Source organism: Thermosipho sp. 1070 (assembly GCF_001682135.1).
In the GTDB taxonomy this organism is placed as follows: Bacteria; Thermotogota; Thermotogae; order Thermotogales; family Fervidobacteriaceae; genus Thermosipho; species Thermosipho affectus.
The window spans coordinates 18,981-34,003 of the sequence record NZ_CP007121.1 but is presented as its reverse complement, the minus strand read 5'-3'; the positions used below and the strand labels follow the sequence as shown (position 1 = coordinate 34,003).

Annotated in this window: 12 protein-coding genes; all 12 read left to right on the top strand. The window is 31.1% G+C overall.

Annotated elements, in window-relative coordinates; translation table 11 throughout:
- Positions 1-116: 116 nt before the first annotated feature.
- A complete protein-coding gene (locus Y592_RS00135) occupies positions 117-545 on the top strand; it encodes a FeoA family protein (protein ID WP_075665069.1) in 429 nt (142 codons plus the stop codon).
- Between the two features lies 1 nt (position 546).
- Positions 547-2,490: a ferrous iron transport protein B gene (gene feoB / locus Y592_RS00130; protein WP_075665068.1), complete on the top strand. Its 1,944-nt coding sequence runs from the start codon at positions 547-549 to the stop codon at positions 2,488-2,490.
- Positions 2,491-2,603: 113 nt separating this feature from the next.
- Positions 2,604-2,972, top strand: coding sequence for a glycine cleavage system protein GcvH (gene gcvH / locus Y592_RS00125; RefSeq protein WP_075665067.1), 369 nt, complete (start codon positions 2,604-2,606; stop codon positions 2,970-2,972).
- Positions 2,972-3,412: a hypothetical protein gene (locus Y592_RS00120; RefSeq protein WP_075665066.1), complete on the top strand. Its 441-nt coding sequence runs from the start codon at positions 2,972-2,974 to the stop codon at positions 3,410-3,412. The genes gcvH and Y592_RS00120 overlap by 1 nt, the downstream gene beginning before the upstream one ends.
- 62 nt (positions 3,413-3,474) lie before the next feature.
- Positions 3,475-5,127 carry an excinuclease ABC subunit UvrC gene (uvrC, locus tag Y592_RS00115; RefSeq protein ID WP_075665065.1) on the top strand — a complete coding sequence of 551 codons (1,653 nt, stop codon included), beginning with the start codon at positions 3,475-3,477 and terminating at the stop codon, positions 5,125-5,127.
- 121 nt (positions 5,128-5,248) lie between these two features.
- Positions 5,249-6,286, top strand: coding sequence for an ABC transporter permease (locus Y592_RS00110; RefSeq protein ID WP_075665064.1), 1,038 nt, complete (start codon positions 5,249-5,251; stop codon positions 6,284-6,286).
- 14 nt (positions 6,287-6,300) lie between these two features.
- Entirely contained in the window at positions 6,301-7,215 is a 915-nt protein-coding gene (locus Y592_RS00105; RefSeq protein WP_075665063.1) for an ABC transporter permease, read from the top strand.
- 13 nt (positions 7,216-7,228) lie between these two features.
- A complete protein-coding gene (locus Y592_RS00100) occupies positions 7,229-8,245 on the top strand; it encodes an ABC transporter ATP-binding protein (RefSeq protein WP_075665062.1) in 1,017 nt (338 codons plus the stop codon).
- Positions 8,242-9,381 (top strand): ABC transporter ATP-binding protein, encoded by a 1,140-nt coding sequence (locus Y592_RS00095; protein WP_075665061.1) that lies wholly within the window; start codon positions 8,242-8,244, stop codon positions 9,379-9,381. The genes Y592_RS00100 and Y592_RS00095 overlap by 4 nt, the downstream gene beginning before the upstream one ends.
- Positions 9,382-9,612: 231 nt before the next feature.
- Positions 9,613-11,337 (top strand): adenine deaminase, encoded by a 1,725-nt coding sequence (ade, locus tag Y592_RS00090; protein ID WP_075665060.1) that lies wholly within the window; start codon positions 9,613-9,615, stop codon positions 11,335-11,337.
- A 3-nt stretch (positions 11,338-11,340) separates the two neighbouring features.
- Positions 11,341-13,599 (top strand): xanthine dehydrogenase family protein molybdopterin-binding subunit, encoded by a 2,259-nt coding sequence (locus Y592_RS00085; protein WP_075665059.1) that lies wholly within the window; start codon positions 11,341-11,343, stop codon positions 13,597-13,599.
- Positions 13,600-13,604: 5 nt separating this feature from the next.
- Positions 13,605-15,020 (top strand): PLP-dependent cysteine synthase family protein, encoded by a 1,416-nt coding sequence (locus Y592_RS00080; protein WP_075665058.1) that lies wholly within the window; start codon positions 13,605-13,607, stop codon positions 15,018-15,020.
- The last annotated feature ends 3 nt before the right edge of the window (positions 15,021-15,023 follow it).

Below are 15,023 nucleotides of genomic sequence, written 5' to 3'. Positions count from 1 at the left end.
TTTTATTTTATCTCTTTTTGCTTTTTTGATGAATAGTCTCTCAATTTAATTGACAATAAACATAACATTTGATACAATCTTATTGAGAATTATTTTCAATAATTGGAGGTGTGTTTATGACTTTGGATCAAGTACCAGAATGCACTAAAGTGAAAATTTTATCAATTATGGATTCAAATATCAGAAACAGAATTTTAGGGTTGGGGATTGTACCGGGGAGTGTAGTTGAAGTTGTACGTACTTCACCGATGGGAGATCCAAGGATGTATAGGGTTTTTAATAAGACAATTTCTTTAAGAAATAGCGAAGCAAACTTAGTTGAAGTGGAATTATTGAATGATTCTATACCATTAATATTTGCTTCTGATGGAGAATATATAGTCGAAAAATTATGTGGTGGAAGAATGTTTAGGGTAAAAGTAGAAAAATTAGGGGTAAGTGTTGGAGTAAAATTGAAAATTTCAAATGGTGAATTATATATTCATGAAAAAAAAGTTGTTATTGGGAGTGGAATGAAAAGAAAAATAATTTTGAGGAGGGGCTAAGATGGTAATTTCCGCAGCATTGGTTGGAAATCCAAATGTTGGAAAAACTAGTATATTTAATAGGCTTGTTGGAGCAAGGCAATATGTGGCTAATTGGCCTGGGGTTACTGTAACTAAAATTGAAGGTGCAACGGAATGGAAAGGAAATACCCTTCATTTTATTGATTTACCTGGGACCTATTCTTTGACGTCAAAGACGATTGATGAAAAAGTAACAAGAGATTATTTATTTTTTACCCCACCTAACGTATCTCTTTTAATTGCAGATTCACTAAATCCTGAACAAAGTTTTTATCTTTTAATCGAATTGTTGGAAATAACAAATAGTGTTATTTTGGTAATGAATTCAATTGATGAGATAAGAAATAGAGGAGTTAAAATAGATAAATTTGAACTTGAAAAACACTTTGGGGTGCCTGTGGTTTTTACTTCTGCAAAAACTGGCGAAGGAATTGATGAATTAAAAGATAAGATAATCGAGGTGGCAAATGGCAAACACTCAAAAAAAGTGTTATTTGATTATGGAAGTAGAATTGAAAATTATATAAACAAAGTAATAAAACAGATTCCGGACAACGTATTTACAAATAAACGATATGCAGCGTTAAAATTTTTGGAAAAAGATGAATTTTTTTATGAAAAATTAAAATCCCATGTAAATATTGAATGTGATGAAGATTTTTCATCTGAAATTTCAAAAACAAGATATGAACATGTGGTGTATATCATAAAAGAGGCATATTCAGGGAATAATTTAAGTTATGTGAAAAATATTAATGACAGAATTGACCATATTTTGACTCACAAGATTTTTGGAATACCAATATTAATATTTGTTTTCTATCTTGTGTTTAAATTTACGTTTGAAGTTATGCAACCTCTATCTGATTTATTAGATGTAGCTTTTTCAAATTTATCCGAATATGTAAAATCATTTGGTAACAACGCATTTATTTCGTTAATTGCAGATGGAGTAATTGGTGGGGTTGGTGGAATTTTAGTTTTTGTTCCAAATATTTTTGGTTTATTTTTAGCTTTAGGGATTTTGGAAGAATCTGGATATTTACCTAGAGCTGCTTTTGTTTTAGATAGGCTAATGTACAAGTTAAAATTATCTGGTAGAGCATTTATGTCCTTAATATTGGGATTTGGATGTAATGTTCCTTCAATAATGACAGCAAGAGGTTTACCAGATGAAAAAGAAAGAATTGGTACCATATTATCATCCCCTTTTATAAGTTGTAGTGCAAGGCTTCCAGTGTATATAATGATAATTGGAATTTTTTTCAAAGGGTATAAATCTGAAGTTCTTTTTAGCATTTATCTTATTAGTATACTTTTAACCGCTTTTTCAGCTTACTTTATCAACAAAATCTTCTTCAAAGGAGAAAATGTACCATTAGTTATGGAATTACCAAGATATAGAGTACCTACTTTTAGAAATATTTTCATTTATACTTGGAATAAAGGAAGCCATTTTTTGAAAAAAGCTGGGACTATAATACTAGTTACAAGTATCGCAGTATGGGGGTTAACGTATTTTCCAAATCATGGAAATATAGATACAAGTTTTGCATCTTATATTGGTAAAGGTTTAGAAATAATATTGAAACCCTTGGGATTTGATTGGAAAATAAGTACAGCTTTGTTTTTTGGTGGGGTTGCAAAAGAAGTTATTGTTTCTACAATTTCAATGTTATATGGATTTGCCCAAGGAGATATCTCAAGTGCAAAAATGTTACTTTCTCAATCTTTATCGCCTTTAAGTGCATATGCATTTCTTGTATTTGTTTTGTTGTATATTCCATGTTTTGCAACACTTGCTACTATTAAATCAGAAACTGGTAGTTGGAAATGGGTTGTTTTTTCAGTAGTTTATAGTTTTAGCTTAGCATATTTATTTTCATATATTGTTATATTTGTTGGAAAAGCCTTTATTTTTTAGCTTGATTTTATTTTTTACGTTTTTTTGTCCAAATATTACTTTTTTGAACCTTGAATAACTTATTTTATGTGTTAGAATAGTATTGGTTAAATATATAATAGGGAGGGGATTATATGAAAAGATATACAAAAACTCATGAATGGGTTGATGAAAATGGATATGTTGGAATCACTGAGCATGCTCAAGAAAAGCTTGGTGATATAGTCTATGTTGATCTTCCAGAAGTTGGAGTCGAACTAAAAAAAGGGGATATTTTACTTTCAATTGAAAGTGTTAAAGCAGCATCAGATATTTATGTACCGGTAAGTGGGAAAATTGTCGAAGTTAATGAAGAGTTGGATTCTCAACCAGAGTTAATAAATGAAGATGCTGAAGGAAAAGGATGGATTATTAAAATTGAATTTTCGAACAAAGAAGAATTTGATGAATTGATGAGTGAAGAAGAATATAAAGAATTTTTGGAAAATGAGGGTGAAAGTTAATGTTGGGAGTTACTGCTTACTCTGTTTTAATGTGTATTGTTAATATCTTGCTTGGAATATTATTAACTCTTGGAATTATTCAGCAAGGTAAATCAGTTTTTGGTATTTCTACAGTTATGGCGTGGTTATTTTTTGTAATTTCATTGTTGTTTTTTCTAACAGGTGGGTTTGTGGAATTCTTTACAAAGTTGGGTTTGTCTATATCACCTATTGCATATTTAGTAATAGCTATTTATTCAATGTTTGAAATGAAAGATTTGGCAAGTTTGAATATTCGTTCTGCTATGAGAAAAGGAATTTTATTTTCAATAATACTAATAGCATTTTTGGTTATTGATGCGTTGTGGGTTAAGAATGCTGTTTATATTTCTTCATTTTCAATTGGATGGTCATATGTTGTAACTTTAATTTTTGGTATTAAAAACAGAAATTTAGAATAGAAAATGATTTTTCAGATAAATAGTGGGGGAATCCCCACTATTTTTGTATTGGGAGTGGTTTTATGTTAGAAAAAAGTGTTATTGAAGATATTCCTGAAAAACCTGGAGTCTATATTTTCAAAAAATCCAATGAATATGTCTACATTGGAAAATCAAAAAATTTAAAAAAAAGGTTAAGTTCGCATTTTTTATTTAAAGAAGAAAAAAGTAAATTGATTATTGAAGAATCCGACAAATTAGAAACTATAATTGTAAAAAATGAAAAGGAATCATTATTATTAGAAGCTACTTTGATTTACAAATATAAGCCCAAATATAATGTAATGTTGAAAGAAAGTGAATCATATGTATATATAAGAATTTCTGATGATGAATTTCCGTATGTTGAAATTACTAGGAATAGAAAAAAAGGTGGAAAGTATTTTGGACCATACACCAACATAGGCTTTGTGAGACTTTTTTTGGAAGTTTTACAAAAAGTGTTAAATTTTAGAAATTGTAAGAAAAGCTTAGAAAAAATAAAAAAACCATGTTTAAATTATTATCTAAAAACTTGTATTGCTCCATGTTTAAAAGAAAAAGAAAACAAAAATCTTTATATTAAGATTATAGAAAAGTTGGAGAATGTGTTAAATGGTAATTATGATTATGTTAGAAATTTTGTTGAAAATAAGATGTTATATCATTCTAAAATGCTTGATTTTGAAAATGCGGCAAAATATAGAGATTTATTATTTTCATTTGACAGTCTTATGAAATCACAAGGAGTAATTTTAAATGATAATAGAAATGTAGATTATATAGCATTCAGGGATAATATGTTTACAATTTTAAAGGTAAGAAGTGGAATTTTGGTATCAAAACTATTCTATGAGTCAGCATTAACCTTTGAGGAATTTCTTTTTCAATTTTATTATGGATTAAAAAGTGACCTTCCTGAAAAAATAGTTTTTAACCAAAAGATAAAACTAGATTTTACAGTTCCTATAACTTTACCAAAAGATGAAAAGGATATATATATTTACGAAATTGCCTTAGAAAATTTAAATGAACATGTTAAAACAATTAAATTTAATAAAAGAGTGCTCTTAAAAATGAAAGAGATTCTAAATTTGAAGAAAATTCCTTTAAGAATTGAGGGTACTGATATTTCCCATAGAAATGGAAAATATACTGTGGCATCATTAGTGGTATTTGAAAACGGCTATCCAAAAAAAGAAGAGTATAGAAGGTATAAACTTGGAAATATATTAGATGATTATGAGAGTATTAGAATGTTTATTAGAAAAAGATATTCAAAGCATAAATTACCAGATTTACTTTTTATTGATGGAGGAAAAGGGCAAGTTAATGCTGCAATTCAAGAACTAGAAAAGATGAGTTTAGATGTGGATGTTGTGGGTATTGCAAAGGAAGAAGAACTAATTGTGGTAAGAGGTGGAGTTATAAAGCTTGAGCATACAGATGATGTGTTAAGGACATTAATTTTTATAAGGGATGAAACCCACAGAGTTGCTAATACATTTAGTGGACATTTAAAATTAAAAAGTTATAAAGTAAGTAAATTAGATGATATATCTGGCATAGGTTCAAAAAGAAAAAAGCAATTGCTCATGAAGTTTAAAACGTTGGAAAATATTAAAAATGCACCATTATATGAATTAGAAAAAATTGTTGGTAAAAAATTAGCAATGCGGATTAAGGAAGAATTGTGATTATATAAACAAAATTAAAAGTTTTGCATTAATATTAAGATTTATTCAGACTTGAAACATTTTTTACTACTGATATAATTAAAGTGAGAATAACATTAAATGCATATAGGAGGTGTTACAGTTGACGGCGTATATTATTCGGAGGCTTTTGTTGTTACCATTGATTATTTTTGGTGTAACATTGGTTATTTTTAGTTTTACCGAAATTTTAGGTCCAGAGAAAATGTTGTCAGCATATGTAAATCCTAATATGTTCGATAAGTTGTCAAATGAAGAACTGGACAAATTGATTGAACAGTATGGATTGAATGATCCAATGTGGACGAGGTATTTTAAATGGATCAGTGGTGTTTTAAAAGGAGATCTTGGTTGGTCGGTTACAGCAAAGGAACCAGTTGCAAAAGCCATTAAAGACAGAATACCTTATACTATTGAACTTGCTATTTACGCATTTATACCAGTAGTAGTTGTAGGTATTTGGTTAGGAGTTACTGCTGCTGTTAACAGAGATAAATTTATAGATCATTTTATTAGGATTTTCGCAATAATAGGGTGGTCATTACCAGATTTTGTGTTTGGATTAATTGTGTTAATGATATTTTATTCAGTATTAGGATGGTTTCCACCTGGTACTTTAAGTGGATGGGCAGAACAAGTGGTTAAATCAGGAGAATTTCATAGATTTACTAAAATATTGACAATTGATGCTCTTTTAAATGGTAGATTAGACATTTTTTGGGATGCGCTTAGACATTTAATAGGTCCCATTTTGACAATTTCATGGTTGTGGTGGGCATATCTTTTAAGAATAACAAGGTCAAGCATGTTGGAAGTATTGGGGAAAGAGTATGTTAGGACTGCAAGAGCCAAAGGTGTTCCAGAAAAGGATGTTATTCATAAACATGCCAAGAAAAATGCAATGATTCCTGTGGTAACAGTTGCAGGTGCTATGGTTATTGGTTTGTTAGCCGGTACAGTTATTGTTGAGGTTATATTCAATAGAATTGGTATGGGGAGATTTACTGCACAGGCTGCAACACAACTTGATTATGCAGCAATATTGGGGAGTACACTCTTTTATTCTACGTTGCTTGTTATTGGTAATCTTATAATTGATATACTATATGCTATTCTTGATCCAAGGATTAGACTCGGTTAAGGAGGTGTTTTTGAGTGAATACAGAATTTAAAAGAACTTTAAGAAAATTATTTAGAAATCCATCTGCAGTATTAGGCTTCTCATTATTACTTTTTTTTACATTTGTGGCAATCTTTGCACCATTTCTTGCACCACCTGTGAATCCAATGTTTCCAGATGAAAATGGAAATCCTTCTAAATTAGAGGACCCATATATTATGCCAATTCTTTCATGGAGCTCTGATCCAGTACAACCAAGTAAGGATCATCCATTTGGAATGATTGCGGGAAGAGATATTTATTACGGTGTTGTTTGGGGAACTAGAACAGCATTTAAAATTGGTTTAACCGTAGTTATTTTGTCTACAATAATAGGTTTAATAATAGGTTCAATTGCAGGGTATTTTGGTGGATGGATTGATGAAGTTTTAATGAGAATTACTGATGTTTTTCTTTCAATTCCGTTTCTACTTGCTGCCATGGTATTAACCACTATTTTGGGGAGTGGACTTGATAAGGTGATGATAGCTATGACTGTTTTTGGTTGGATGGCTGTTGCAAGGCTTATTAGAGCTAACATTTTACAGGTTAAAGAGGAACAATTTGTACTTGCTGCTAAAGCACTTGGTATAAAAGATTATGTTATTATTTTAAGACATGTACTACCGAATACAATTTTTCCTGTGTTAGTTCAGGCAACAATGAGACTTGGGTCACTTGTTATTACTGCTGCTGCCTTGTCATTTTTAGGATTAGGTGCACCTATTGGTTATGCTGATTGGGGTTCGATGTTAAATTATACAAGAAATTATATTTTAGGTTCTAGTGGACAGGCTTTTGCGTATTGGTATACTATTTTTTATCCAGGTATGGCAATGGTATTGTTTGTGCTTGCGTGGAATTTGGTGGGTGATGCCCTTAGAGATGTATTTGATCCGAAATTGAAATAAAGGAGTGGTAAAGTTGGAAAAGAAACCATTATTGCAAGTAAAAAATCTTAAAACATATTTTCATACAGAAGATGGGATTGTAAAGGCTGTTGATGGTGTGGATTTTGAAGTGTATCCTGGTGAAACGCTTGGAATTGTTGGTGAATCGGGTAGTGGAAAAAGTGTTACATCTCTTTCAATATTAAGATTACTTGATCCAAACGGAGAGATTTTAGAAGGTAGTGAAATTATTTTTGAAGGTAAAAATCTTTTGGAACTTTCTGATGATGAAATGAGAAAAATAAGAGGAAATGATATTGCGATGATTTTTCAGGAACCAATGGTGGCTTTAAATCCGGTTTTCACAATTGGCGAACAAATTATGGAAGCAATTTTACTTCATCAAGATGTTAATAAAAAAGAAGCAAGAGAAATGGCAATTGACATGCTTAGGAAAGTTGGAATTCCTGAACCAGAAAAAAGGATTGATGAATATCCACATGAACTTTCGGGTGGTATGAGGCAACGTGCAATGATTGCAATGGCTCTGTCGTGTAGACCGAAATTGTTAATCGCAGATGAGCCTACTACTGCTTTAGATGTAACTATACAGGCTCAAATTCTAGATTTAATGAAACAACTACAAAAAGAATATGGTATGGCAATTATATTTATTACACATGATGTAGGGGTAATAGCAGAAAATGCGGATAGAGTTGTGGTTATGTATGGTGGTATGGTTATGGAAACAGCTGATGTAAAGGAAGTTTTTAAGAAAATGAGACATCCGTACACGTGGGGATTGTTAAATTCTATACCAAGATTGGATATTGATCAGGATAGATTGTACAATATTCCAGGTATTGTACCTGATCCGTTACATTTTCCACCGGGATGTAGGTTTAATACAAGATGTGAATTTTCAGATGAAAGATGTAGAAAAGAAATTCCTCCATTACAAAAGGTTGGGGAAGATCATTATTCAAGATGTTTTTATTATCATAAAATTGAAGAAGCACAGAAACTAAAAAAGGCTGGTGAAAGTGCATGAGCGAAAAAAAGGTATTACTTAGAATAGAAAATCTTGTAAAATACTTTCCAATTAGAGCAGGAGTTTTCAAAAGAGTTGTTGCATGGGTTAAAGCAGTCGATGATATAACTTTTGATGTCTATGAAGGTGAGACAGTAGGATTAGTTGGTGAGTCTGGATGTGGAAAGACTACTGCAGGGATGACGTTATTGCGATTATACGAGCCAACTTCTGGAAGAATAATTGTTGATGGTGAAGATACAACGTATTATTTTATGCCAAGATTTCGCGCAAAAAAGTATCTAAAAACAACTTATGTGGATAAATTTAAAAATATTGACTCACGAGAATTGAACGGTATAGATAAAAAGTATTATGAACTTTATAAAGAATTAGGAGAGAATGGATTTTATAATAAACTTCTTTCAAATCTTTCCGAGAAAAGGTCAGAATTTAGAAGAACTATGCAAATAGTATTTCAAGATCCGTATAGTTCTTTAAATCCAAGAATTAGAGTGAAGACAATTGTATCAGAAGGCCCTGTATTACATGGAGTAATTAAAAAGTCAGAAGTCATAGAAAAAGTTAGAAATGCACTAGAAGAAGTGGGAATTCATGGTGAGCATATGTACAGGTTTCCACACCAATTTTCGGGTGGGCAAAGGCAAAGGATTGGAATAGCAAGGGCCTTATTAATGAATCCAAAGTTAATAGTAGCCGACGAAGCAGTAGCCGCTTTAGATGTTTCAATTAGGTCACAGGTAATTAATTTAATGATAGATTTGCAGAAAAAACATAACCTTACATATATTTTTATTTCACATGACCTTTCTGTTGTGAAGTATATTTCTGATAGAGTAGTTGTTATGTATCTTGGTAAAATAGTTGAGAACGCTTCTAAAAAAGAATTATTTGACAGTCCAATGCACCCTTACACAAAAGCCCTTATGAGTGCAATACCTGTGCCTGATCCTGAATATAAAAAGAATAGAATTATACTGAAAGGAGATGTTCCAAGTCCAGTAAACCCACCAAAGGGGTGCAGATTTCATCCAAGATGTCCCGTTGCAAAAGATATATGCTCCAAAGAAGAACCTGAATTAAGAGAGATTAGTCCGGGGCATTTTGTGGCATGTCATTTCCCGGGTTCATTATAATAAAGATTTATCTATAACGAAAGCTGGCCATTTTGGCCAGCTTTTTTTGTTATGTGAGTATACATTTGTTAGATATGATATGTTTGTTCAACAATATTTCATATCATCCAAAAAAAAGAAAAAAAAACAATTAAATAAAGTTTAAAACGATTATGATAAAAAAAACTTTAAATATCATAATTTTCTTTTTATTTAACTTTTCGTATATAATGCAAAAAAAGGGGGGATAAAATGAAAATTTGTGAAATGGTTCCAGTAGCACTTGGAAAAAAAGTTCCTGACTTATTAATAAAAAACGTAAATTTAGTTAATGTGTATACTGGAAAAATTGAAAATACAAATATTGCATTATACAAAAAGAGAATAGCAGGTATTGGATTTGAATATACAGATGCAAAAAAAATATTTGATGCAAATGGATTATATGCAATTCCAGGCTTGATTGATGCTCATGTACATATTGAAAGTTCTATGCTTTCACCAATTGAATTTGCAAAAATGGTTTTACTAAATGGAACAACAACTGTAATTGCTGATCCACATGAAATTGCAAATGTTTTAGGAGTTGAGGGGATTAATTATATGATTAAGGCTACTGAAGGAATTCCATTAAATGTATATTTTGCAATTCCTTCAGCTGTCCCTGCAACTTCTTTGGAAACTTCAGGAGCAATACTTGGGCCAGAAGATATGGTTAGTTTAATTGAAAAGTATCCATTTCGAATTATTGCATTAGGTGAAGTTATGAACTATCCAGGGGTAATTAATTGTAATAGAGAATTAATTACTAAAATTGAAATTTTGCGTCATAAATACAAAAGAATTGATGGTCATGCTCCTGGATTATCTGGAAAAAATCTTAACGCTTATATTGATGCATTTGTTAGATCCGATCACGAATGCGAAACTGTCAATGAAGCGTTAGAAAAACTCTCAAAAGGAATGCATATTTTTATTAGAGAAGGTACCGCAGCAAGAAATTTAAAATCTCTTTTACCCGCCGTTGATTTGATGAACCACTTCTTTTTTTCATTTTGTACAGATGATAGGGATCCAGAGGATATTAATAAAAGAGGACATATTAATCAGATTGTCAAAGAATCGATTGATAACGGTATTCCACCAGTTATAGCAATAAGAATGGCGACAATTAATACCGCAAAATATTTTAATCTAAGAAGTATGGGTGCTATTTCACCTGGGTACAAAGCTGATATTGTTTTGATTGATGATTTAGAAAGTTTTAACATTAAATTTGTAATAAAAGATTCAAGATTTGTGGTGAAGAACAATAAACTAAATTTAACAATTGAAAGTATTTTTAAGGATGTACCAGAAACTTTAGGAGTTATAAACATAAGAAAAGACTATAATTTAAAAATCAAAAATCAAAATAAAAAGATTAGGGTAATTTCTATTAAAGACTATTCTCTTTTTACTGAGGAAATAATTATTTCGCCTAAGGTATCTAAAAATGAGATAATTTCAGATGTTGAAAATGATATTGTAAAAATGGTTGTCTTTGATAGGCACAAAGCCTCGGGATATACAATAGGTTTTGTTAAAGGTACGGGAATAAAGAAAGGAGCTATTGCAACTACAATTGGTCATGATTCACATAATTTAGCAGTTGTTGGCGAAAATGATAATGATATGAATAAAGCAATAAGACGAATTCAAGAAATTAATGGGGGAATAGTTGTTGTAAAAGGCGGTAAAGTAATTTCCGAATTATCATTACCTATCGCCGGTCTTATGTCGGATAGAGATTATACATATGTAATTAACAATTTAAAACAAATAAAAACTGCAATCGAATCTCTGGGGCCAAGAAAAGATGTTTTAATGAATATTCATTTCTTACAATTAGCTGTAATTCCAAAATTAAAGATAACTGACAAAGGATTAATTGATGTTGAAAAGCAAAAAATTGTGGATTTATTTGTGGAGGTGTAATATATGAATATAATTGGAAAAAAAGTAATAAGAATTGATGCAAAAGAAAAAGCTTACGGTATTTCTAAATATGCTTCTGATTATTACTTTCCGAACATGCTCTATACAGAGGTTGTTTATGCAGATGTTCCACATGGAATACTTGAACATATAGATATAAGTGAAGCAGAAAAATTACCTGGTGTTATTAAGATTGCCACTTATAAAGATGTACCTGGCACAAATAAATTTGGTCATGTAATTGATGATATGTTTTTTTTAGTTCCTGAAGGTGAAAAAGTAAGATTTGAAGGAGATGTTCTTGCTATAATTGCGGCAGAAACTCCAGAAATTGCAAAAAAAGCAAAAGAATTGGTAAAGTTTAAAATAAAAGAGCTACCAGGCGTTTTTACTATAGACGATGCAATAAAAAATGAAGTTTTGGTGCATGAGAATAATGTGGCATTTACAAGAAAAATTAGAAGAGGGAATGTTGAAAATGCGTTTAAAAATGCAGATTTAATAATCAAAGAAACCTTTGAAACGGGATATCAAGAACATGCTTATCTTGAAACACAAGGTGTTGTTGCAAATTATTCTGATAAATTAGAACTCTATGTATCTGCACAATGCCCATTTTATGTACAAAAAGATGTATCAAAAATATTAGGAATAGATTTAAAGGATATTAATGTTATCCAAACTGAAACGGGTGGAGGATTTGGCGGAAAAGAAGATGTGCCATCTTATATTGCCTCAAAGGCTGCTTTGTTATCTTTTTTAACTAAAAGGCCTGTTAAGTTAATTTACACACGTGAGATGGATATTAAAGAAACTAGTAAAAGGCATCCTAGCAAATCATTTTATGAGGTGTCATTTAATAAAGAAGGAAAAATTCTTGGTGTTAAAGCAAAAATTTATCTTGATATGGGGGCATATTCCACATTATCTCCAATAGTTATGTACAGAACAATGGTTCATGCATGTGGAGCATACAGTGTTGATAACGTAAAAGTCGATGTCTATGGAGTTTACACAAATAAAGTTCCATGCGGTGCTTTCCGAGGATTTGGTTCTCCACAAGTTTTGATGGCAATGGAATCAATGATGGACATAGCTGCTAAAAAACTTAATATTGATCCATTCGATATCAGAATGAAAAATGCACTTGAAAAGAATAAACAAACTGCCACAGGACATTTACTTACTGAATCTGTGGGGGCCAAAGAAACTTTAAAAAAGGTATATGAAGCTTCAAACTACGAACAATTAAAGGAAAGTGTTAAAAAATTTAACGAAAGCAATTTGTTAAAAAAACAAGGTCTAGGCTGGGCTCACATATTCTATGGGGTGAGCTTAGGAGCTGGTGGACAATTTTTAGATGGAGCTACAGCAATGGTTAATGTTCAATCTGATGGAACAATTGCCATTATGATAGGCAATACTGAAATGGGACAAGGTGCCAAAACAACAATTTCAATAATTGTTTCAGAAATTTTAGGTCAAGATTTATCAAAAATTAGGGTATTACAGCCTCAAACATTATTTATCCAGGATAGTGGGCCAACAGTTGCATCAAGAACTACTTTTTTCAGTGGTAATGCTGTAAAAATTGCTACCGAAAAAATTAAGAACAACATGTTAAACTTCTTGGGAGAATACTTCAACGTAAAAAAAGATGAAATAAAATTCAAAGATGGCTTTGTTTACGTGAATGATAAAAAATTTTCTTTTAATGAGATTGCTATGCTCTGTAATAATAATAACGTAAAGTTATCTGAAACGGGATGGTACAAAACTCCAAAACTTGATTTTAATCACGAAAATGGTGTTGGTGAAGCATATGTTACTTATTCGTATGCTACGCAATTATCATTAGTAGAAGTCGATATTTTAACTGGCAAAATAGAATTAAAAAAGGTTTGGGTATGCCATGATATAGGAAAAGTTATAAATTTGGATGGAGCAATTGGACAGGTACATGGTGGAGTTATTCAAGGAATGGGGTATGTTCTTTTTGAAGATTTAAAGTACAAAGATGGAAAAATCACAACTAAAAATTTCAACAACTATTTAATTCCCACAATTAAAGATATTCCTATTGAATTTTATGTTGACTTTGTAGAGGATAGTTTTTCAGAAGGTCCATTTGGTGCCAAAGGATTGGGTGAACCATCACTAATGAGTGCCCCACCTTCTATTTTAAACGCTATATCAGCTGCTATAGGGAAGCAGTTAAATAAAATTCCTGTATCTATTGAAGAAATTATAAAAAAGGAGTGATAGTTATGAAAAAAGTTCCTGTGATTGGACCTACATTTTCTGAAATGCTTAACCCAGAAAAACTTGATTCAAAGATTAGAAAAAGAGCACTTGAAATGAAAAAGAAAGATCCATTGCATCCTATTAATTTATTTAATATCACATGGAAGAACGAAAATAACGAGTACTACTATTTTATTCTTCCAAGTGAATTAACAGGTGTAAAACCAAATATTATAGTGCTTTATGCAAAGGAATTTCCATCTGGAAGTCATAAAGTTGGTGCAACATATTCAATTTTAGCAGAGAAAACTGTAAGTGGAGAAGTAGATCCATTTAAACATACTTTAGTATGGCCTTCTACTGGAAATTACGGTATAGGCGGTGCTTGGGTATCATCACGAATGAATTATAAATCAATTGTATTATTACCAGAACTTATGAGTAAGGAAAGATTTGAAATTATCAGAGCATATGGTGCTGAGGTTATTGCAACTCCTGGATGTGAATCAAATGTCAAAGAAATTTATGATAAAGCAAAGGAGTTATATAACAAAGATCCTGAAAAAATAAGGATTTTAAATCAATTTGAGGAATTTGGAAACTATAGATTTCACTACTATGTAACAGGAAATTCAATGATTGATCTTGTAAAAAAGAGAAATATAGGTAATGGAAAAATTTCTGCTGTTGTTCTTGGCGTCGGTTCTGCAGGAACAATTGCTTCTGGAGATAGAGTAAAACAAGAATTTCCAAATGCAAAAGTTGTAGCAGTAGAACCTTTACAATGTCCTACGATTTCACTTAATGGATACGGAGGACATGACATTCAAGGTATTGGCGATAAGCACGTAACTTGGATACATAACGTTTTAAATAATGATGCCGTAGTACTAGTTGATGACATGGACTCGAAAAAAATGCTACATGTTTTTAGTGATCCAGTTGGAAAAGAATTTTTGAAAAGTTTTGTAAATAAAGATTTAATTGAATTTATTTCGGATAAATTTGGAATTTCTGGTGTTGCAAATCTGATTGGAGCAATAAAAGTTGCAAAACACTATAAATTCGGTGCTGATGATAATATCTTTATAGTTGCTACCGATTCAATTGAAAGATATAGGTCCGTTATGAAAGATTTAGAAGAAAAATTTGGAAAGTTAACTTTAAATGAAGCAAAAAATAGATACGAAAGAATAATTTCATATCAGGAACCTTCTTGGATTTTTGAGGGCACTATGTATAACAAAGAAAGATGGCATAATTTAAAATATTATACTTGGGTAGAACAACAGGGGAAAACTGTTGAAGAATTAAACGCACAAAGAGATTATAACTATTGGAAAAAGGAACAAGAAAAAGTTGAAGAAATCGATGAATTAATTGTTGAGTATAGAGGAAAACACAAAAATGAGTTAGAAAAGATTTATTTTGAAGATTGAGGT

Bases quoted from the DNA above. Each gene is read 5' to 3' on its own strand.
- gcvH (WP_075665067.1), top strand. From the start codon at position 2,604: ATGAAAAGATATACAAAAACTCATGAATGGGTTGATGAAAATGGATAT.
- Y592_RS00120 (WP_075665066.1), top strand. From the start codon at position 2,972: ATGTTGGGAGTTACTGCTTACTCTGTTTTAATGTGTATTGTTAATATC.
- Y592_RS00095 (WP_075665061.1), top strand. From the start codon at position 8,242: ATGAGCGAAAAAAAGGTATTACTTAGAATAGAAAATCTTGTAAAATAC.
- Y592_RS00080 (WP_075665058.1), top strand. From the start codon at position 13,605: ATGAAAAAAGTTCCTGTGATTGGACCTACATTTTCTGAAATGCTTAAC.
- ade (WP_075665060.1), top strand. From the start codon at position 9,613: ATGAAAATTTGTGAAATGGTTCCAGTAGCACTTGGAAAAAAAGTTCCT.
- uvrC (WP_075665065.1), top strand. From the start codon at position 3,475: ATGTTAGAAAAAAGTGTTATTGAAGATATTCCTGAAAAACCTGGAGTC.
- feoB (WP_075665068.1), top strand. From the start codon at position 547: ATGGTAATTTCCGCAGCATTGGTTGGAAATCCAAATGTTGGAAAAACT.
- Y592_RS00135 (WP_075665069.1), top strand. From the start codon at position 117: ATGACTTTGGATCAAGTACCAGAATGCACTAAAGTGAAAATTTTATCA.
- Y592_RS00085 (WP_075665059.1), top strand. From the start codon at position 11,341: ATGAATATAATTGGAAAAAAAGTAATAAGAATTGATGCAAAAGAAAAA.